The organism is Streptomyces sp. JJ38 (assembly GCF_019303475.1).
GTDB lineage: Bacteria > Actinomycetota > Actinomycetes > Streptomycetales > Streptomycetaceae > Streptomyces.
Map to the genome: position 1 here is coordinate 76,054 of NZ_JABLSI010000012.1, position 19,226 is coordinate 95,279.

Consider the following 19,226-nt stretch of genomic DNA (forward strand, 5'->3'; position numbering starts at 1 on the left):
TCAGTGCTCCGTGACCAGCTGTGCGTAGGCGCCCCCGGCGGCCATCAGCTCCTCGTGGCGGCCGCGCTCGACGACGGTGCCGCCGTCGAGGACGAGGATCTCGTCGCTGTCGCGCACGGTGCTCAGCCGGTGGGCGATGACGACGCAGGCGCAGCCGCGGCGGCGCAGGTTGTCGATGATGATCTGCTCCGTCTCCGCGTCCAGGGCGCTCGTCACCTCGTCCAGGACGAGGATGCTGGGCCGCCGCACGAGGGCGCGGGCGATCTCCAGCCGCTGCCGCTGGCCGCCGGAGAGGTTGCGGCCGTCCTGGTCGACGGGGCTGTGGATGCCTCCGGGCCGGCTGAGGAAGACGTCCTCCAGCGCGGCGTCCCTGAGCGCGGCCGCGACGGCCTCGTCGGTGATGGAGGGGTCCCACAGGGCCACGTTGTCGCGGACGGTGCCCTCGAAGAGGAAGACGTCCTGGTCGACGAAGGACACCGAGGAGGCGAGCGCCCCGCGCGGGATGTCGTCCAGCCGCTGGCCGTCCATGCGGATGACGCCCTCCCAGGGCGTGTAGAGCCCGGAGATGAGCCGCGAAACGGTGGACTTGCCGCTCCCGGAGGGCCCGACGAGCGCCACCTGCTGCCCCGGACCGACGGTCAGGGAGAACCCGCGCAGCAGCGGCTTGTCGAGCGGGCTGTACCCGAACGAGACGTTCTCCAGCGTCACGTGGCCCTTCAGCCGCCGCGTGTCGGCCGGGGGTTCGCGGCGCGAGTAGAGCTGGTCGACGGGGAAGTTCTCGACGTCCTTCAGCCGTGCCACGTCGGCCGCGAAGTCCTGCACGCGGCCGACGACGCCGTTGAGCCGGGTGATCGGCGCGGTGAAGCGCACGACGAGGGCCTGGAAGGCTACGAGCAGGCCGACGGAGATGTGCCCCTCGACGGCCCGGGTGCCGCCGATGAGCAGGATGGCGGCGCTGTTGAGCGTGGCGAGTGTGGGCGCGACGACGGCGAGCGCGGCGGTCGGCACGCCGAGCCGCTGCTGTTCGTCGAGGGTGATGGCGTGCTGCCCGGCCCAGCGGCGGAAGTAGCTGTTCTCGCCGCCGGTGGCCTTCATCGTCTCGATGAGCTGCAGCCCGCTGTAGGAGGTGTTGGTGAGGCGGGCGCTGTCGGCCCGCAGCTTCTGGGTGCGGGTGGCCCGCAGCCGGACGACGACGCGCAGCGCGACGACGTTGAGCAGCGCGATCCCCACCCCCACGAGGGTGAGCTGCGGGTCGTACGTCCACAGCAGCAGCGCGTAGAGGATGACGACGACGGCGTCCACCCCGGCGCTGGCCAGGTCGCGGGCCAGCGTCTCGGCCACGGTGTCGTTGGACTGGAGGCGCTGGACGAGGTCGGCCGGGCTGCGCTGGGTGAAGAACGTCACCGGCAGCCGCAGCAGATGGCGCAGGAAGCGGGCGCTGCCGAGCGTGGAGGAGATGATGCGCCCGCGCAGCAGGTTGGCCTGCTGGACACCGGTGAGGACGGCCGTGAGCACGACGGAGGCGGCCATGGCGGCGAAGAGCACGCCGAGCAGCGAGGACTGGCCGCCGATCAGGAACATGTCGATGTAGGTGCGGCTCAGCGCGGGGACGGCGGCGCCGACGCCGACCAGCAACAGGCTGGCCAGCAGCGCGGCGAACATCGTGCCCGACATGCCGCGCAGCCGGGTCGGCAGCGTGCCCAGCACCCCCGGCCTGCGACCACCGGCGCGGAAGCCGGGGCCGGGCTCGAAGGTGAGGACGACGCCGGTGAAGCTGGTGTCGAAGTCCTCCAGGCTGACGAAGCGGCGGCCCTTGTCCGGGTCGTTGACGTAGACGCCGCGCCGGCCGAAGCGCCGCCCGGGGCCGTCGTAGACGACGTAGTGGTTGAACTCCCAGAACAGGATGGCCGGGGCCGCCACCTCGGCGGCCAGCGCCGCGGGCTCCATCTGCATGCCCTTGGCCGTCAGCCCGTAACCGCGGGCCGCCTTGAGCAGGTTGCTGGCCCGGGAGCCGTCACGGGAGACGCCGCACGCGATCCGCAGCTCCTCCAGGGGCACGTGGCGGCCGTGGTGACCGAGCACCATGGCCAGCGCGGCGGCGCCGCACTCCACCGCCTCCATCTGGAGCACGGTGGGCGTGCGCACGGTCTTGTGCCGCCGCGCCTTGGGCACGGGCTCCCGTCGTGCCCGGGGAGCGGGCCCGGGCCGGTGCCGACGCCGGTCCGCGCCGCCGCGTCGCCCGCCACGCTGCCGCGCGCGCCCGGCCTCGTGCTGCGCGTCGCCCTGGCCTGCCCGTCCGGCCCCGCGCCGGGCTCCGCGCTGCGGGACGGGGGCGCGTCGGCGGCTCATGCGAACAGCCAGTCGACGGGGCGCTGGTCGGGCAGGTGCACGGCCGCGTCGGTGAGCGTCATCGCCTCGACGGGGAAGGGCGGCCCCTCCGAGCGGGACCACCGGTAGCCGGACTCGCCCCGCTCGGACCGTTCCAGGGTGACGGTTACCGCCACCGGGCCGCCGAGCGCGGCGAACTGCTCGGCGAGCGTCGCGTCCCCGAGGAACCCGGCGAGCTGCTGCACGGTGCGCGGAGCCCGTCCGACGGCGGTGATCCGGCCGCGCAGCACCCCGAACTCCTCCCGGGGAACGGACCGTACGGCCAGGTCCACCCGAGCGCCGTCCGGAATGCCGGAGGCCTTCCCACCGGGCACGTAGAGGACCGCGACCAGCGGCTCGTCGGCGCTCTCGACGCGTTGCAGGGTCGCCACGTCCCGCCCCGGGGTGACGACGGCTCCGATCTCGGCGGTGACGGCCTGCACCCGGCCGGGCGCCACGGTACGCACGACGTGCTCGCCCTCGGCCGTGCGGACCCGCAGCAACGGAGCGTCACCCCGCAGCAGGTCGCCCTCCTCGGCCAGCACGCCCGTCACCTGCCCGGCGACCGGGCTCTGGAGCACGTAGGCGCCCCGGGCATGGGTGAGGACGCCGACCGCGTCCAGCTTCGCGGAGACGCTGCCCGTCATGCCCCACACCGTCGCACCGACCATCACGGCGAGGGTGACCAGCAGCACGAGAAGGCCCTGTGGACGGGCGAAGCGCACCGGGAGGTCCAACGCCTCGGGCGCCTGGAACTTCGCATACGCCTTTTGCCTGAACTGCACGATCCAACCTCTCGCCGGACCGGCTCTGCCGATCCGGCCGAATTTCTTCTACGGAAACGCCTGAGCGGTGCGGGGCATCGGGTCCGGCATCTGCGGAGAATGCGCGGTCCACACATTTCCGTGGGCACCCCCTGTAGGCCCCGGGACTGATGTCCCGGGGCCTACAGGAGAGATGTTTCCGCGCGTCTCAGAGACCGGCGGACAGGCTGCCGGTGACGGCACCGGCGACGCCACCGGTCAGACCGGCGACCGGGGCGGCCAGGCCGGCGACCGGAGCGGTCAGGCCCGCCGCGGCACCGTCGACGTCGGCCATGGCGGTGACGTCCAGCGCGCCACCGGCGTTGACGGACGCACCGGCGACGCCACCGGCGACGTTGTCCAGCTCGGCGTCGTCGATCTCGCGGGTCTCGATCTGGGGGGCGAAGTCCATGGTGGAACTTCCTTCCGTTAGCAAAAGGATCACTGATTGGGGGGACCGACTCAGCACACGCTGAACCAATCAATTCCACGGCCGTCCGGCAGTCGAGACTGGCGGCGACGACTGCCTGACTCCGCAGGGAGGACGATGACATCACATCGTTCTGTCATCACACCAACGAGCGTCCGCAAAAGGCCCCCGATGCTTCGCGGTAGCGGACGGCAATGTGCAGGGAATGCAACAAGCTCCCCCTTCCCTCTTCACAGAAGACAGCGAGTCACCGCCGAGAAGAAGGCATCCCCTTGACCGATTTTCCCGGACATGGCGAGAAAACCACGCGGTGTGGAATTGTGGAGACGCCGTGAGCGGGCCCGGGACGGGGGCACCAGGGCGGGCCATGCTGTGAAGATTCCACGACGGAAGGTGACCTTCCGGCCCGGGCGCCCGCTGTGGCCCAGGCCAGGCCCGCCCGGGCGGGGTTGAGCCGCCGTCACCCTCACGCTCCGTCAGCGCCCCTGCGGGCACGGGTCCGGCGAGTGGGGCGCGGGCCCAGGGGGCCAGAAGAAGCGCGGGCATGACGAAGGGGCCGGGCGCCGGGGTGGCGCGCGGCCCCTTGGGGGAGAACCCTGAGAGGGAAGGGAGAGGGAGGGAAAGGAGGCGGAAGCCTCGGGGAGGCGTCAGACGTCGAGTTGGTCCGCGACGGCCCGCAGCATCCCGGCGATCTTCGCACCGTGCTGCTTGTCGGGGTACCGGCCACGCTCCAGTTGCTGGGAGACGCCGTCGAGCAGCGTGGTGAGGTCCTGCACGATGGAGGCCAACTCGTCGGGCTTGCGGCGCTGGGCCGCGGCGACGGAGGGCGCGGGGTCGAGCAGGGTGAGGGACAGCGCCTGGTCCCCCCGTTGCCCGGCGACGACTCCGAACTCCACTCGCTGGCCCGGCTTCAGCGCGCTGACGCCGCTCGGGAGCACGGAGGAATGGACGAAGACGTCACCGCCGTCGTCGCGGGAGAGGAAGCCGAAGCCCTTCTCGCTGTTGAACCACTTGACCTTGCCGGTAGGCACGTCTGTCCTGTCCTCGCACTCGTGTGGTGGCCGGATAACACTCCGGCGGGCCGCTCTCGACCCGCCGTACCCAAGATTAATCTCCCCGGGCCCGGTGACAAGGGGCCACCGAACCGACGGAGGCGGCCAGGACCGCGCACCCGTGCACCCGTCTTACCCTGGACGGGTGACCCCTACACCCACCCCCGCCGAGCAGTCCCCCGAGCCGGGCGCCGAGCCGGGCGCCGCCCCGGCCGAGGAGCCCCGCCCCGGCGACCTGCTGATCCGTGTCGGGATGGTCGTCTTCACGCTGGGCGCGCTGGCGACGGTCATCACGTTCGTTCCGCTGTTCCTGGGCACCGACCCGTTCCCGTCGGCCGCGTACTTCCTGTCCATGCTCATGGGCCTGGGCTTCGCCCTGGCCGGGGCGGGGTTCCTGCGGTCGGTGGCGGCACAGCGCCGGGCCGTGCGGCGGCAGGCTCAGGCGGCGGACGGGCGGTAGGGGGTGTTTCGTCAGTAGCGTCGTTCGCCCGGAGGGCGGGGCTGGGGGCGTCTGGTGCGTGCGCTCGCAGGGCGGAGGGAGGAAAGCGCTGGGGGCACCTCCCAGCGTTAGCCGGGGGAGGGCGTGCCAGGCGTTCCCAGCCAGACGGGACTGACGAAACACCCCCTAACCGGCCAGCCATCCGGGGAAGGCCCGCAGGTCGTCCAGGACGACGTCGGCGCCGGCCGCCCGAAGTTCCCCGGCCGGGCACGGCCCGGTGGCGACGGCCACGGAGAGCGCCCCGGCGGTCCGGGCGCCCCGGACATCGCCGAGGTGGTCGCCGACGTAGACGGCGGCCCCGTGCTCCCGTAGCGCCTCCGCCTTGGCCTCGGCCCACAGCCCGCCCGCCAGCGCGTCGGGGACCAGCCCGAGGTGGTCGAGGTGGAGCTTGGCGTGCTGCTCGTTCTTCGCGGTGACGACGAGGGTGCGTCCGCCCGCCGCCCGGACGGCGGCCAGCGCCTCGACGGCACCGGGCAGGGCCGCGCACGGGGCGATGGCGTGGTCGGGGTACAGCTCCCGGTAGCGGGCCGCGGCGGCCGGCACTCCGGCCGCCGGGAACCAGTTCGCCAGCTCCGTCTCCAGCGGGGGGCCGAGCCGGCTCACGGCGAGGGCGCTGTCGATGGGGACCCCGGTCTCGGCGGCGAGCAGGTCGTAGGTGGCCTTGATGCCGGGGCGGGTGTCGATGAGCGTCATGTCGAGATCGAAACCGACGGTGAGCGAGGCGGGCGGCACGGCGGCCGGACGGGTTTCGGGCATGCGCACTATTGTGCGACGTTCCGCGGGGGCACCCCGCGGGGGCGCGGGGAACTGCGCGAGCGGCCACAGCCCGGCCGCGGACCGCGGCGCACCGTCAGGGGCATCCCTGCCCAGGCCACGCCCGGCGCCGGGGGCCGCGCTGGCCCGTCCCGCGCCTCAGCGCAGACCTCCCAAGCGCGCGGGCAGGCGCACTCCGAGCCGCCGGCGCCCCGGACGCGCGGGCGCCCCGCGCCCGCGGGTCTCAGCGGACGCGCCGGGCCCGCCAGACCAGGAACAGCGCGGAGGCGAGGGCGGCGGCGCGGACGCACCAGGGGTAGGTGTCCTTGACCGCCTCGCCGAGCGTGCCCTCGGGGATGGGCTCGCCCCAGTGCCCGGCGAGCCTGCCCCACAGCCAGGCCGTCCCCGCGCCGACCACGGCGCCGGGCACGCCCAGGACGGCCCACTTGCGCTCGGTCAGCGGCAGCCGGGGGGACCACCAGGCGAGGAGCCACCCGGCGGCCAGGGCGAGCAGGGAGCCGAAGACGGTTCCGGCGACGAGGGCGAGGGCGGCGAGCAGCTCGACGGGACCGCCCACCCGGGCCAGTCCGGGCTCGCGGTTCCGGGGGCCGGCCAGCCGGCGCATGCGGGCCCAGCGTCCCGGGGGCGGCGCCTCGGCGTCGGGGGCGGGCGCGTCCTCCTGGAGAGCCGCCCCGACACCGGTGGGCACCTCGGGCCCCTTCGTGAGGTCGACCGCCGGGCCGCCGTCCACCGCGTTCCCGGCCCCGGCGGGCTTCCCGTCGTCCTCCTCGACCTCCGGGGGCGGCATCAGCATCTCGGGGATCTCGATGCCGCCGACGAACCCGGCCACCTGGCCGCCGGTGGGCTGGGTGACCGGCCCGCCCTCGCCCCGCCACCACTCCGGGTCGGCGGCCTCGGGCGGCAGCTCGTCCATGCCGACGAGGTGCGGCGGGGTGGGCCCGGGCGGCGGGCCGGGCTCCGGCTCGGGGGGCCGGCGGCGCCGTGGTCGGAGCCGCTCGCCGCGTCCCGGGCGCGGTCCCTCGCCGTCCCGCCCGGGTTCCGCGGGACGGGGGGCGGGAACCTCCGCACCGGAACCGGCGGCCTCGACGACGTCCTCCGGCCGGCCCAGCCGGCTCAGCAGCCGCCGTACCTCGGCCACCGACTCGGCGCCGCCCGTGGCCCGCGCGCGTTCGATCCCGGCGCGCAACTCGCCGATGAGGCGCGCGCGTTCGGCGGCCGTCATCGTCGTCCGGTGCGCCAGGTCGCCCACCCGGCTCAGATAGTCGAAAACGAGCTTCTCGCTGTCGATCCCCACGCCCCGACCGTACAGCGCCGAGCCCGGTACCGTGGGTGGGATGACCCGTGAGACCGCCGCGCCGCGCACCCTCGCCGAGGAGCTGCGCGCCAGGCCCGACGACGCGCTCACCGAGCTGCTGCGGGCCCGCCCCGACCTTCTCTCACCGGTCCCCGGCGATGTGACGCAGCTGGCCACCCGCGCCGCGACCCGCGCCTCCGTCGTACGGACCCTGGAGCGGCTGGACCGCTTCACCCTGCAGACCGCCCAGGCGTTGGCCGTGGCGTCCGACCCCTGCTCGCCGGAGGAACTGGCCGCGCTGCTGCCCGGCGGGGAGGAGGCCCTGCCGGGCGCGCTGGCGGCGCTGCGGACGCGGGCGCTGGTGTGGGGCCCCGACGAGCGGGTGCGGCTGGTGCGGACCGCCCGCGAACTGCTCTCCCCCTCGCCCACCGCGCCCTCCCCCACCGGTCTCGGCCCGACCCTCGCGGAGGCGGCGGCGGGGATGTCCCCGGGGCGGCTCCAGGAGATCCAGGCCAACGCCGGACTGCCCACCACCCACGATCCGGTGAGCGCTCTCGCCGCGCTGACCGGCCTGTTCACCGATCGGGCACGGCTGGCCGCGCTGCTGGAACAGGCGCCCGACGGGGCCCGCGAGGTGCTGGGCAGGCTGACGTGGGGGCCGCCCTTCGGCACCGTCGCCGGCGGCCGGAGCGGCTGCTCGGACGGCGGCGCCCCGGGCCCGTCGGTGACGCCTCCGGTGCGCTGGCTGCTGGACCGGGGGCTGTTGCTGCCCACCGGCGCCACGGCCGGTCCCGACGGCGGGCGGACGGTCGTCCTGCCTCGCGAGGTCGCCCTGCACCTGCGCGACGGGCGGGCCCACCGCGAGCTGGAGCCGCACGCGCCCGAGGTCACCGCCCGGCGCACCCACACCCCCGCCACGGTGGACGCCACCGCCGCCGGGCAGGCGTTCACGGCCCTGGGCACCGTCGACGAGCTGCTGACGATCTGGGAGGACGCGCCGCCTCCGGTCCTGCGGGCGGGCGGCCTCGGCATGCGGGACCTGAAGCGCACCGCCGTCACCCTCGACCTGCCCGAGCCGCTGACCGCGTTCTGGCTCGAACTCGCCTACGCCGCAGGGCTGCTGGCCTCGGACGGGGAACCCGACGAGCGTTACGCGCCCACGCCGGCCGCCGATCTGTGGCGCGACCTGCCGCCGCAGGAGCGCTGGGCGACGCTGGTGGCCGCCTGGCTCCCCGGCACCCGGGTGCCGGGGCTGGCCGGGGCCCGGGACGCCAAGGGCCGGGCGCTGGCCGCGCTGGGCCCCGGGCTGGACCGGGCCCAGGCTCCCGAGGTGCGCCGCCGCGTGCTGGACCTGCTGGCCGAGCTGCCCGAGGGCGGCGTCCCCGGCGAGGAGGACCTGCTCGCGCGGCTGCGCTGGGAGCGCCCCGCGCGCGGCGCCGAGGAACTGCGCCAACGGCTGTGCGCGGCGACGCTGCGGGAGGCCGAGCTGCTGGGGGTGACGGGCCGGGGCGCGCTGGCCGGGCACGCCCGCGGGCTGACCATGGCCCGGACGGCGGTGGAGGTCACGGCGGCCGCGGAGGCCGCGGCCGCCCGGCTGGCGCCGCTGCTCCCCGAGCCGCTCGACCACGTCCTGCTCCAGGCCGACCTGACCGCCGTCGCCCCCGGTCCGCTGGAGCGCCCGCTGGCGGAGGCCCTGGGCGTGCTGGCCGACGTCGAGTCCAAGGGCGGGGCGACGGTGTACCGCTTCACGCCGGAATCGGTGCGGCGGGCGCTGGACGCCGGGCGCACCGCGGCCGACCTGCACGCCTTCCTGGCCGCGCACTCCCGCACCCCGGTGCCACAGCCGCTGACGTATCTGATCGACGACGTGGCGCGGCGGCACGGCAGGCTCCGGGTGGGCGCGGCGTCCTGCTACGTGCGCTGCGACGACGACACGCTGCTCGCGGAGATCCTGGCGGACAAGCGCTCGGCCTCCCTCGGCCTGCGGCTGCTCGCGCCGACCGTGCTGGCCGCCACCGCCGACCCCGGGCAACTGCTGGAGAAGCTGCGGGAGATGGGGCACGCCCCGGCGGCCGAGTCGGCGGAGGGGGACGTCCTGATCGCCCGGGCCGCCGCGCACCGCACCCCGCCGCGCAGCGCGCCCGAGCCCGTCCCCGACGGCCCGCCCCCGCCCGACACGACGCTGCTCGCGGCGGCCGTGCGGGCGATCCGTGCGGGCGACCTGGCCGCCACCGTGCCGCACCGCGAGCGCGGCGGGAAGCCGGTGGCGCCGGGCGGCGAGCCGCCGCGCACGACGGCGGCCGACACGCTGGCCACCCTCCAGAGCGCGGTGCTGACGGGCACTCCGGTGTGGCTGGGCTACGTCAACGCTGACGGCGCGGCCAGCCAGCGCGTCATCGCGCCCGTGCGGGTGGAGGGCGGCTTCGTGTCCGCCTACGACCACACGGCCGAGGAGGTCCGCACGTTCGCCCTGCACCGGGTGACGGGCGTCGCCGAGCTCGACGAGGAGCTGCGCGACCGGTTCGCCGAGGGCTGACGGAGCACCGGGGGGACGCCGACGGGGAGCTGACCGCCGATCAGGACGTGCCGGTCAGCAGGTCGTAGCCGATCGCGCCGAGCGGGCTGCGGCGGCTCCAGCCGCGCGCGGCCAGGACGGCGACGGCGGTGCGGGTGGCGGGGTTGAAGCCGAGGAACGCCTCGTGCCCGGGGGTGGCGCCCGGGTGGTAGAGGGCGTCGCCCTCCTGGAACCAGGTGAGGGTGTGGGTTTGGCGGGGCTTGGCACCGCGCCGCAGCACGGGACGGGTCACCGCGCGCAGGGCCGCCGTGAGCGGGGTGGCCGCGGGCGTCAGGTGGGCCTCCAGGAAGGTCAGCAGGTCGTGCGGGGTGGCGCGGACGGCCCCGGCCGGGGCGAAGGCCCGCATGACCAGGGGCGGTACCGGGGTGGCCCCGTCGCGGCGGTGCCCGGGGGCGTCGCGGCCGGGCACGCCGGGGTGGAGCCCGGTGTTGCCGAGGCCGAGCGGGCCGAGGACGTGGTCGGTGAGGAGGTCGGCGTAGGGCGTGCCGGTGGTGTGAGCGAGGGCCTGGCCGAGCAGGGCCGCGCCGAAGTTGGAATACCACCAGCGTTGCCCCGGTGGCCGGCGCGGCCGGGTGCGGGCGAAGGCGTACACGAGGCGCTCGGTGTCGTAGCGGGCGTAGGGGTTGGTGCGGTACGCGGTGGCGAGCTGCCGCAGGAACACCGGGTCGTGCGGCAGCCGGGGCAGGCCGGAGGTGTGGGTGGCGAGGTGGGCGAGGGTGATGGCGTCCCGGTGGCCGTCCGGCGGGGTGGGCGGGAGGTGGACGGTGACGGGGTCGTGCAGGCCGGCCAGGCCGAGCTCGGCCAGGTGGGCCGTGAGCAGCACGGTGTACGTCTTGGAGGCCGAGCCGATCTCGTACCGCAGGTGTTCGCGCTCGGCGGGCGGGGTGGGCCCGTCGCCCCCGGCGTGGACGTACCGCTCGCCGCCGCGGCTGACGGCGACGACGGTGTCCGGCCCGTCGAGCGTCCCCGCCGCCTCCCGCACGGCGTCCCGCAGTCGGGGGCCGGCGGGGGCGGCGTCCCGCAGTCCGGCCGTCACGCGGCGTTCCCCGGCAGGGTGGCCAGGGACCGGGAGGTGGCCATGACGGAGGCGAACGCGGCGACGAGGGTGGGGTGGTGAAGCTGGTCGAAGAGGGCGGACGCGTCGCGGGCGTCGGGCATTCCGCCCTCGACGGGCATGGCGCCGCCGGGGTCCTGGGCCGCCGCGTAGCACCGCCACGCCGCCTCGTCCAGCGTGGGCCGCGGCAGGCAGGCGTCGACGATGAGGAGCTCGCCGAGCAGGTCCCAGTGCCCGCGCTCGGCCCAGTCCTCCAGCCACGCGGGCAGCCACAGGTCGAGGTAGACGGCGAGGTCGGGCGGGAGCGCCTCGGGGCGGGCGCCCCAGCGGGTGAGGTGGAAGACGGTGTGGGTGACGTCGTAGGCGAGGTGGAAGCTCAGCGTCCAGGGCTCGGGGGTCTGGCCCAGCCAGGTGCGGCGGGCGGCCTCGGCGACGTCGAGGGAGGGCGGGTGGCCCGCGCGCTCCTCGGCGACGCTCAGGCCGAGCCGCCGCGTCGGCTGCACCTCCAGGGCGGCCCAGCTCGCCAGCGACCGGCTGCCGGCGACACGGCGCTCGACCTCCGGGTTGCGCAGGCCCAGCTCCCTGAACGGTGTGTACACCTCCAGGGGCATCGGGCTGAGCGGTTCCTCGCGCTGGATGCGGGCCAGGGCCGCGCCGCCGTCGAGGACGTCGCGCCAGGCGAAGTCGAGGAGTTCCCGGGCCAGGGCGGACTGGCGGCTGCCGGCGACGCCCTCGCGGTACAGCGCGCCGCCGATGACCGCCAGCTCCCCGACCGGCTTGAGCCGGGCCAGGTCGAGGTCGTCGTCCTCCGTGAGGCGGAACCGGAAGTGGTCGCGGTGCGCGGCCAGCCACTCCAGGGCGCGCACACCGACGTCGTGCAGGATCTGCGTGGGGATCACGGTTGGCCTCCCACGGCGGCCCCGAGGGGCGCCGGCCGGCGGTCGACGGTGAGCGCGGCGGCGAAGGCCGCGACGAGCGTGGGGTGATAGCAGGCGAGGAAGACGTCCTCGCCCGCCCCCGTGGGCGCGGACCCGCGCGGCGCCACGACGCCGTCCGGGCCCTGGGCCGCGGCGTAGTCCCGCCACGCGGTGTCCGTGTCGCCGGACGGCTCCGGCAGGCACGCGGCGACGGCGAGCAGCTCCCCGGCCAGGTCCCAGGACTCCTCCTCCAGACAGCTCCGCGTCCAGGCGGGCAGCCACGCCGCCAGATAGTGCCGGACGTCGGCGGGCAGCAGTTCCGGGGCCTCCCCCCACCGGGTGACGTGGAAGACGTGGTGGGTGGCGGCGTACCCGGCGCGGGTCTCGAACGCCCAGGGCTCGGGCAGCCCGCCCAGCCACGTCGCGGCCGTGACCGCCCCCGGGTCGGTGTGCGGGGCGAGCCCCAGCCGCCGCTCGGCCTCCAGGACGGCGAGCGCGCGGGTCGGCTCACACTCCGTCGACCGCCAGGCCCGGGTGCCCGCGCCGAACCCCGCGAACGCCTCGAAGCCGTGGTGTCTGCGGCCCGTGGCCGCGAAGGCCGCGTACATCTCCAGCGGATAGGTGGCGTGCGGCTCGGCGAGCGCGAGCGTGTGGAACAGGTCCCCGCGGCCGGTCACCGTCCACGCGAAGTCCAGCAGTTCACCGGCTCGGGCGTGCTCCGCGCTCCCCCGCGCCGTGTGCCGCTGGACGCACACCATGAGCTGTCCCAGCTCCCCGAGCGGTTTGACGTGCACGTCGGGGGCGCCTCGCTCCGCGGCGTCCGGGGCCGGACGGAAGCCCTCGCGGTGCGCGACCAGCCAGTCCAGCGCCCCCCGGAGCACGACACGCGCCGACGCCTGCGAGGGCGGGGCCTCCGGGGACGGGGTCTCCGGGCTCATGCGGGCGTCTCCCGCACCGGGGCCGTGACGCGGAGCAGCTGGGCCGCCCGGACGTGCAGCGCCACCCGGGCGTCGGCCGCCTCGCCCATCTGGCGGACGAACTCCAAGCCGTTGTCCAGGCCGAGCGAGGCGGGCACCCCGGGGATGAGGGCCAGCCAGCGGCCGAGCCCGGCGGCCTGAAGCCAGTCGCGGCGGCGGACGGCCCGCACGAAGCCCCGCCCGAGGTCCACCGGGCGCTTGGCGGCCCCGGTGGCGAGGGCGGAGTCCAACCCGGGTGCGGCGAGCGGGGCGAGCTGGGCCATGCGGTGCGCCAGCCGGGGCCAGGGCTCTCCGGTGACCCACTCGGCGTCCGGCTGCGTCTCGCGGACGCCGTGCCCGGTCAGCGTCCGCAGGGCCTCCGCCAGCCCCCAGTGGCTCCAGGCGGTGGCGGCCGGGGCGTCGGGCGGCGGCGGATAGCCGTCGCGCGCGGCCTCGGCGAGTGCCACGTCGGCCGGAGCGGGCCGGAGACCGTACAGCAGGGCGGGGGCGAGCGCGTCGGCACCGAGCACGCGCACGCAGGCGACGAGCAGCGGGTCGTCGGCGGACAGCTCGACGGACCCGGCGAGATCGGGTACGGACAGGCGATTGCCCCCGCCGTCGAGGGCGGAGGCAACCGCCGAAGCGGTGTTCTGCACCGCGGCCGGGAGACCGGACGCGGGCCCTTGTGCTTCGGCCACGCCGGTCAGCTCATCCCTTCTTCGGACGCGGGGTGGGCGGCGCGAGCAGCACGAGCCCGGCCAGGAGCAGCAGTCCGGCGCACTCGCTGGTGTCGCGGAACGTACCGTCGGCCTCGGTCGCGTTCAGGGCGGCGTCCACGTCCTGCGCGAGCGCCTCCCGCGTAGCCTGCTCGGTCAGCGGTTCGTTGAGCGGCAGCATTGGATCATTCCCTTCGATTTGTCTCATTTGCACCTTGCATCCATTTACGCCCCACAAGCCACACTTCGCAACACGGCCACGCGATCAGGGACCATAGGAGGGGTGCCCGGCCGTTCCGGCGGGCCGCCACCGGAACCGTGGAGGGTTTACGTGTCCTGCCTGATCGTCCAGAGCGACAAGACGCTCCTGCTCGAAGTCGACCACGAGCAGGCCGACGCGTGCCGCGGCGCCATCGCCCCCTTCGCCGAGCTGGAGCGGGCCCCCGAGCACATCCACACCTACCGGGTGACCCCGCTCGGCCTGTGGAACGCGCGGGCCGCCGGGCACGATGCCGAGCAGGTCGTCGACGCCCTGGTCACCTACTCGCGCTACCCCGTGCCGCACGCGCTGCTCGTGGACATCGCCGACACCATGGACCGCTACGGGCGGCTCACCCTCTCCAAGCACCCGGCCCACGGGCTCGTCCTCCAGACCACCGACCGCCCGGTGCTCGAGGAGGTGCTGCGCTCCAAGCGGATCGCCCCGCTCGTCGGCGCCCGCATCGACGAGGACACCGTCGCCGTCCACCCCTCCGAGCGCGGCCAGATCAAGCAGGCCCTGCTCAAGCTCGGCTGGCCCGCCGAGGACCTGGCCGGGTACATCGACGGCGAGGCCCACCCCGTCGAGCTGGCCGAGGACGGCTGGGCCCTGCGGCCCTACCAGCGGCAGGCCGTCGAGGGCTTCTGGCACGGCGGCTCCGGCGTCGTCGTCCTGCCCTGCGGCGCCGGGAAGACGCTCGTCGGCGCCGGGGCCATGGCCCGCGCGAAGGCGACCACGCTCATCCTCGTCACCAACACCGTCTCCGCCCGGCAGTGGAAGCACGAGCTGGTGCGCCGCACCTCGCTCACCGAGGACGAGATCGGCGAGTACAGCGGCACGAAGAAGGAGATCCGCCCGGTCACCATCGCCACCTACCAGGTGCTCACGACCAAGCGGAAGGGCGTCTACCCCCACCTGGAGCTGTTCGACTCCCGCGACTGGGGGCTCATCGTCTACGACGAGGTGCACCTGCTGCCCGCACCCGTCTTCAAGTTCACCGCCGACCTCCAGGCCCGCCGCCGCCTCGGGCTGACGGCGACCCTGGTCCGCGAGGACGGCCGCGAGTCCGACGTCTTCTCCCTCATCGGCCCCAAGCGCTTCGACGCGCCCTGGAAGGAGATCGAGAACCAGGGCTACATCGCCCCGGCCGACTGCGTCGAGGTCCGCGTCAGCCTCACCGAGTCCGAGCGGCTCGCCTACGCCACGGCCGAGACGGAGGAGAAGTACCGCTACTGCGCCACGACCCCGTCCAAGCTCAGGGTCACCGAGTCCCTAGTGCGCCGCCACGCCGGCGACCAGACCCTCGTCATCGGCCAGTACATCGACCAGCTCGACGAGCTGGGCGAACGTCTCGACGCCCCGGTGATCAAGGGCGAGACGAGCAACGCGCAGCGCGAGAAGCTGTTCGACGCCTTCCGCCGCGGCGAGCTGTCCGTGCTCGTCGTCTCCAAGGTCGCGAACTTCTCCATCGACCTGCCCGAGGCCACCGTCGCCATCCAGGTCTCCGGCACCTTCGGCTCCCGGCAGGAGGAGGCCCAGCGCCTCGGCCGCGTCCTGCGTCCCAAGGCCGACGGCCACGAGGCCCGCTTCTACTCGGTCGTCGCCCGCGACACGGTCGACCAGGACTTCGCCGCGCACCGCCAGCGCTTCCTCGCCGAGCAGGGCTACGCCTACCGCATCGTCGACGCCTCCGACCTCCCGGACCCGGACGCCCCCGGGAAGGACGTCCCCGACGAGGTCTGACCCTCAGCCGCCGCCGGCCGCCAACCAGAACACCGCCACCACGAAGAGCACACACGCCCAGACGGCGACGCAGATCATGGCGGTCCCGGCCGTGGCCACGACCACCCACATCCCGCCCCGGTCGAAGGGCACGGCCCACCCGGCGACCAGCAGGCACAGCCCGAGGCCGCCCAGGAGGAGAGCGCCGACGCTCTCGATGCTCTGACCGAGTACGAGAGTCGCCCCGAACAACGGACCGCCGAGCAGCGTCACCGCCAACCGGGCACCGAGTGGACCGCGGCGCCGTCGCGGTGGAGCGGGAGCGGGAGCGGTAGCGGTAGCGGGGAGAGGGGACGGAGTACGCACCCGACCATCCCACCGGCTCAACCGCTCTCCGGTCCATCCGTCCTCGTACTCATCTCCACCCGCTCTCGCGCCCCCGCGCCGGGCCGGACGGCGTGGGGGAACCGACGACGCGCGGGGGCCGTCCCAGCGGCATGGGGTTCACCAACGCACGTGTGAAGAAGCCGAGATACCGGACGCGGGCCACGGCCTGCCTGCTGCTCGTGCCGCTGGCGTTGCCGCTCGCGGCCTGCGCTCAGGAGGCCCAGCCGGCCCCCGGGCGCGACGCGCCGGAGTGGAGCGAGCCGCCAAACTACGCGTACACCCTGACGCAGTCGTGCGGCTTCAACGTCCTGGGCGGTACCTACCGGGTCACCGTCACCGAGGGGCGCACCACGGAGTGGGAGCCGGTCGGGGAGAACCACACCCCGGGGAACGTGGAGGTGCCCACGATCGGGGGGCTGCTGGAGAAGGCCGAGAAGGCCGAGCGGGACGGGGCGGACTCCGTCGAGGTCAAGCGGGCCGAGGACGGGCGCCCGACCCTGATCGAGATCGACCGCTACGCCAACGGGATCGACGACGAGGTGTGCTACGAGATCACCGGCTACGAGCCGGCGAGCTGACCGCGGCCCCGACCGCCGCCCGGAGGCGGTCGGCGGCCGGGGCCCATCCGTCAGGCGGCGGGCTGCGCCAGCTCCTCGGGGAGTGGGGCGGCGTGGACGACGGTGAGGGCGGTGACGGCGCGGGTCAGCGTGACGTAGAGGCGGCGCAGGCCGGTGCGGGGGTCGGGCTCGCCGTCGACGATGGCCGCGGGTTCGTCGAGGACGACGGAGTCGTACTCCAGGCCCTTGGCCAGCGACGCGGGCACGAGGGTGAGGCGGGCGTCGGGGCTCGTCTCCTCGCCCGGGGCCAGACGGGGGAGCCCGGCGGCGTCGAGGGCGGCGGTGAGCTCGGGGAGGCGGGCGTCGGCCGCGATGAGGCCGACGGAGCCCTCGCGCTCCAGGGCCTCGCGGCAGGCGGCGACGACGGCGTCCGTCAGCGTGCCGGGGTCGACCGGGCGGACGGCGAAGTCGCCCGGAGACTCGCGGATCGAGGTGGCCGGGGCCAGCTCGGGGGCGATGGCGGGCAGCAGCCGGGAGGCGTAGGCGATGACCTGTCGGGGAACGCGGAAGCCCCGGGTCAGCTCCTCGACGGCGGCCTCGGGCTTGCCCAGGTGCGCCAGGGCCTCGGCCCAGGACGCGGTGGACCAGGGGGTGGTGCCCTGGGCGATGTCGCCGAGGACGGTCGCGGAACCGGTGGAGCAACGGCGGCCGACGGCCCGGTACTGCATGGGCGAGAGGTCCTGCGCCTCGTCCAGGACGACGTGGCCGAGAGAGGGCGTGCGGGTGACGAGGTCCATGGCCTCGTCCACCAGGACGGCGTCCGCCGGGGTCCACGGCGCCGACTTCACTCCGCGCCCGGGCTTGGCCCACAGCATCGCCTTCTGCTCCTCCGGGTCGAGGACGCCGTCGGCGTGCTCGGCGAGGAAGTCGGCGTCGGAGAGGAGCCGCAGGACGAGCTTGGCCGGGTCCACGGCCGGCCAGACGGCCTTGACGGTGGCCTTGACGGCCGCGGTGCGGGCCACGGCGTCCTGCACCCGGTCGTCGGGGGCCTCGCCGCCGCGCTCCATCCGGACGAGGACGGCGTGCGCGATCCGCCGGGGCAGGGCCTCGCGGGCGGCACCGTAGCGGACGCCCCGGGCCTTCAGCTCGGCCACGAACCCGGCCACCTCGTGCGCCGGGACCCGCCAGCGCCGCGAGCCGCGCACGACGACGCAGGGCTCGGCGGGCTCGGTGACCTGGGCCCACACGGCCCGGCGCAGCACTTCGGCCATCCGGGCGTCGCCCTTGACGGCCGCGGCCCGCGCGTCGTCCGTCGCACGCACCGGGACGTGGGCCACGAGCTCGTCGACGGTGGCCTGCTTGACCTCCAGCTCGCCCAGGGCGGGCAGCACCTGCTCGATGTAGCGCAGGAAGGACGCGTTCGGCCCGATGACGAGGGTGCCGGTGCGGGCGAGGCGCTCGCGGTGCGCGTAGAGGAGGTAGGCGACGCGGTGCAGGCCCACCGCCGTCTTCCCCGTGCCGGGAGCGCCCTGCACGCACACGCTGCCCTCGATCCCGGCGCGCACGATCTCGTCCTGCTCGGGCTGGATGGTGGCGACGATGTCGCGCATCGGGCCGACGCGGGGACGCTCGATCTCCCGCTGGAGGAGGGCTCCGGCCGGCTCGTCAGCGGCGTTCGGGTCGGTGAGGTGCTCGTCCTCGTAGGCGGTCAGCTCGCCGCCGGTGTAGCCGAAGCGGCGGCGGAGCCCCACGTGTTGGGGATCGTGCCGGGTGGCCCGGTAGAAGGGCTGCGAGACGGGGGCGCGCCAGTCGATGACCATGGGGTCGCCGACGGTGTCGTGGACGTGCCGCCGTCCGATGTAGTAGCGGCGGTCCGCGTGGTCGCCGCTGTCGTAGTCGAGGCGGCCGAAGAAGAGCGGGGTGTCGGCGAGGTCGGCGAGCGAGGTGATGCGCTGGTCGATCTGTGCCTGGAGGACGGCGGCGTTCACCCAGTTGGCGGTGACGTCGCGGATGTCGAGGGCTTCGACGTCCGCGCGCATGGCGCGCAGGGCGGAACGGGACGCGGCGAGGTGGGCGCGCTCGTCGTCGAGCGGCCCATCGGCAGGGGCGGGCGCGGGCACGGCAGGGGCCTCCGGTGACTCTCGGCTGCGGGTCCGGCACCGGCGCGAGGCCGTCGGCGTACGCCCGCGCGTCGGCGGCCGTGCCTGGGCGCGGGCGGTCCGGACGTCGTGGTGCCGTGGCGTCGTGCTGCCGTGGCGCGTCGCGGCGGACGGGGCGCGTCGGTGTCGGAGGAGGGCACGGGACGCCGCGGGGGCGTCCCTGAGCGGCCGGTTCCGACCGGCCGCGGTCCTCCCCGGTCCGGGAGGCGGCAAGGCGGGTGAGTGTACCCGCGCGTCACCGGGCGGTCGACCGGATTTCAGCCCGCCCCCGCCCTGGCCCGCTCGGGGCGTTTCCGGCAGGGGCGTCGGCCCCTGGCCCCCTGCCCCTTCGGGTGGATACGGGCCATCCGGGAGACGGGCCTTTCGGCCGATGCGGGCCGCGCGCCGGGCCCGCATGCTGGGGGTATGAGTAGCGCATCCGCGACTCCCGCGATGGGCGGACCGGGTGACGGCGGCGGACGGCCGTCCCGTGCGCCGGGCGCCACCGCGGTCGGCCCCACCGGGCGGCACGCGCCGCACCGGCTCGGGAACACCCTCCGCGCGGTGAAGGTCTTCGTGGTGACGGCCTTCCGGGTGGCCGTCCTCGGCGACCCGGGCGACGGCCGGTCCGGCCGCCGCTCCCCGGGCGGGGAGCCCCGCCGCCGCGGCGACTGACACGCTCGCGAGCGCCGGGCGCCGTGCCCGGTGGCGGGCGACCGCGCCCGG

General features: G+C 75.4%; 18 protein-coding genes. 5 read left to right on the top strand and 13 right to left on the bottom strand.

From position 1 onward, the window contains the following. The 4 genes from HPT28_RS08440 to HPT28_RS27385 all read right to left on the bottom strand — a co-directional run bounded on the left by HPT28_RS08440 (window position 1) and on the right by HPT28_RS27385 (window position 4,631). Complete coding sequence (locus tag HPT28_RS08440; protein ID WP_308119135.1) at window positions 1-2,130, bottom strand: NHLP family bacteriocin export ABC transporter peptidase/permease/ATPase subunit; 2,130 nt, start codon at window positions 2,128-2,130, stop codon at window positions 1-3. Window positions 2,131-2,345: 215 nt separating this feature from the next. Then, window positions 2,346-3,152 carry an HlyD family efflux transporter periplasmic adaptor subunit gene (locus HPT28_RS08445; RefSeq protein WP_219090334.1) on the bottom strand — a complete coding sequence of 269 codons (807 nt, stop codon included), beginning with the start codon at window positions 3,150-3,152 and terminating at the stop codon, window positions 2,346-2,348. A gap of 187 nt (window positions 3,153-3,339) precedes the next feature. After that, complete coding sequence (locus HPT28_RS08450; protein ID WP_219090335.1) at window positions 3,340-3,582, bottom strand: type A2 lantipeptide; 243 nt, start codon at window positions 3,580-3,582, stop codon at window positions 3,340-3,342. Between the two features lie 665 nt (window positions 3,583-4,247). Further along, window positions 4,248-4,631 (bottom strand): cold-shock protein, encoded by a 384-nt coding sequence (locus HPT28_RS27385; RefSeq protein WP_191210264.1) that lies wholly within the window; start codon window positions 4,629-4,631, stop codon window positions 4,248-4,250. 256 nt (window positions 4,632-4,887) lie between these two features. Here HPT28_RS27385 and HPT28_RS08460 point away from each other — a divergent pair, with 256 nt between their 5' ends. After that, window positions 4,888-5,112, top strand: a complete 225-nt coding sequence (locus HPT28_RS08460; RefSeq protein WP_257578274.1) for a hypothetical protein — start codon at window positions 4,888-4,890, stop codon at window positions 5,110-5,112. A gap of 165 nt (window positions 5,113-5,277) precedes the next feature. On the opposite strand, the gene HPT28_RS08465 is transcribed toward HPT28_RS08460, so the two are convergent. Continuing rightward, window positions 5,278-5,907: an HAD family hydrolase gene (locus HPT28_RS08465; RefSeq protein WP_219090336.1), complete on the bottom strand. Its 630-nt coding sequence runs from the start codon at window positions 5,905-5,907 to the stop codon at window positions 5,278-5,280. Between the two features lie 241 nt (window positions 5,908-6,148). Further along, complete coding sequence (locus tag HPT28_RS08470; RefSeq protein ID WP_219090337.1) at window positions 6,149-7,219, bottom strand: hypothetical protein; 1,071 nt, start codon at window positions 7,217-7,219, stop codon at window positions 6,149-6,151. A gap of 40 nt (window positions 7,220-7,259) precedes the next feature. Here HPT28_RS08470 and HPT28_RS08475 point away from each other — a divergent pair, with 40 nt between their 5' ends. Next, a complete protein-coding gene (locus HPT28_RS08475) occupies window positions 7,260-9,755 on the top strand; it encodes a helicase C-terminal domain-containing protein (protein WP_219090338.1) in 2,496 nt (831 codons plus the stop codon). A gap of 40 nt (window positions 9,756-9,795) precedes the next feature. Here HPT28_RS08475 and HPT28_RS08480 read toward each other — a convergent pair whose 3' ends face one another. From HPT28_RS08480 to HPT28_RS08500, 5 genes are read right to left on the bottom strand one after another with little or no spacing between them, the layout of a single operon-like run. Beyond that, the gene (locus tag HPT28_RS08480) at window positions 9,796-10,830 is read right to left on the bottom strand and encodes a serine hydrolase (protein WP_219090339.1); all 1,035 of its coding nucleotides are present in this window, start codon (window positions 10,828-10,830) and stop codon (window positions 9,796-9,798) included. Continuing rightward, window positions 10,827-11,747 carry a hypothetical protein gene (locus tag HPT28_RS08485; RefSeq protein ID WP_219090340.1) on the bottom strand — a complete coding sequence of 307 codons (921 nt, stop codon included), beginning with the start codon at window positions 11,745-11,747 and terminating at the stop codon, window positions 10,827-10,829. The genes HPT28_RS08480 and HPT28_RS08485 overlap by 4 nt, the downstream gene beginning before the upstream one ends. Next, window positions 11,744-12,703: a hypothetical protein gene (locus HPT28_RS08490; RefSeq protein WP_219090341.1), complete on the bottom strand. Its 960-nt coding sequence runs from the start codon at window positions 12,701-12,703 to the stop codon at window positions 11,744-11,746. The genes HPT28_RS08485 and HPT28_RS08490 overlap by 4 nt, the downstream gene beginning before the upstream one ends. Continuing rightward, complete coding sequence (locus tag HPT28_RS08495; RefSeq protein ID WP_219090342.1) at window positions 12,700-13,419, bottom strand: hypothetical protein; 720 nt, start codon at window positions 13,417-13,419, stop codon at window positions 12,700-12,702. The genes HPT28_RS08490 and HPT28_RS08495 overlap by 4 nt, the downstream gene beginning before the upstream one ends. Window positions 13,420-13,429: 10 nt before the next feature. Beyond that, entirely contained in the window at window positions 13,430-13,618 is a 189-nt protein-coding gene (locus HPT28_RS08500) for a hypothetical protein (RefSeq protein WP_219090343.1), read from the bottom strand. Window positions 13,619-13,768: 150 nt separating this feature from the next. On the opposite strand from HPT28_RS08500, the gene HPT28_RS08505 reads away from it, so the two are divergent. Then, complete coding sequence (locus HPT28_RS08505) at window positions 13,769-15,439, top strand: DNA repair helicase XPB (RefSeq protein ID WP_219090344.1); 1,671 nt, start codon at window positions 13,769-13,771, stop codon at window positions 15,437-15,439. Between the two features lie 3 nt (window positions 15,440-15,442). Here HPT28_RS08505 and HPT28_RS08510 read toward each other — a convergent pair whose 3' ends face one another. Next, a complete protein-coding gene (locus HPT28_RS08510; protein ID WP_219090345.1) occupies window positions 15,443-15,697 on the bottom strand; it encodes a hypothetical protein in 255 nt (84 codons plus the stop codon). A gap of 239 nt (window positions 15,698-15,936) precedes the next feature. Here HPT28_RS08510 and HPT28_RS08515 point away from each other — a divergent pair, with 239 nt between their 5' ends. Further along, entirely contained in the window at window positions 15,937-16,383 is a 447-nt protein-coding gene (locus HPT28_RS08515) for a DUF6174 domain-containing protein (RefSeq protein WP_219090346.1), read from the top strand. Between the two features lie 50 nt (window positions 16,384-16,433). On the opposite strand, the gene HPT28_RS08520 is transcribed toward HPT28_RS08515, so the two are convergent. After that, window positions 16,434-18,482 (bottom strand): AAA family ATPase, encoded by a 2,049-nt coding sequence (locus HPT28_RS08520; RefSeq protein ID WP_308119132.1) that lies wholly within the window; start codon window positions 18,480-18,482, stop codon window positions 16,434-16,436. Between the two features lie 444 nt (window positions 18,483-18,926). Here HPT28_RS08520 and HPT28_RS08525 point away from each other — a divergent pair, with 444 nt between their 5' ends. Beyond that, window positions 18,927-19,175, top strand: coding sequence for a hypothetical protein (locus HPT28_RS08525; RefSeq protein WP_257578262.1), 249 nt, complete (start codon window positions 18,927-18,929; stop codon window positions 19,173-19,175). The last annotated feature ends 51 nt before the right edge of the window (window positions 19,176-19,226 follow it).

Excerpts from the sequence above, each read along its gene's own strand:
- HPT28_RS08450 (WP_219090335.1), bottom strand. The coding sequence starts at position 3,582 with ATGGACTTCGCCCCCCAGATCGAGACCCGCGAGATCGACGACGCCGAG.
- HPT28_RS08465 (WP_219090336.1), bottom strand. The coding sequence starts at position 5,907 with ATGCCCGAAACCCGTCCGGCCGCCGTGCCGCCCGCCTCGCTCACCGTC.
- HPT28_RS08475 (WP_219090338.1), top strand. The coding sequence starts at position 7,260 with ATGACCCGTGAGACCGCCGCGCCGCGCACCCTCGCCGAGGAGCTGCGC.
- HPT28_RS08490 (WP_219090341.1), bottom strand. The coding sequence starts at position 12,703 with ATGAGCCCGGAGACCCCGTCCCCGGAGGCCCCGCCCTCGCAGGCGTCG.
- HPT28_RS08500 (WP_219090343.1), bottom strand. The coding sequence starts at position 13,618 with ATGCTGCCGCTCAACGAACCGCTGACCGAGCAGGCTACGCGGGAGGCG.
- HPT28_RS08525 (WP_257578262.1), top strand. The coding sequence starts at position 18,927 with ATGAGTAGCGCATCCGCGACTCCCGCGATGGGCGGACCGGGTGACGGC.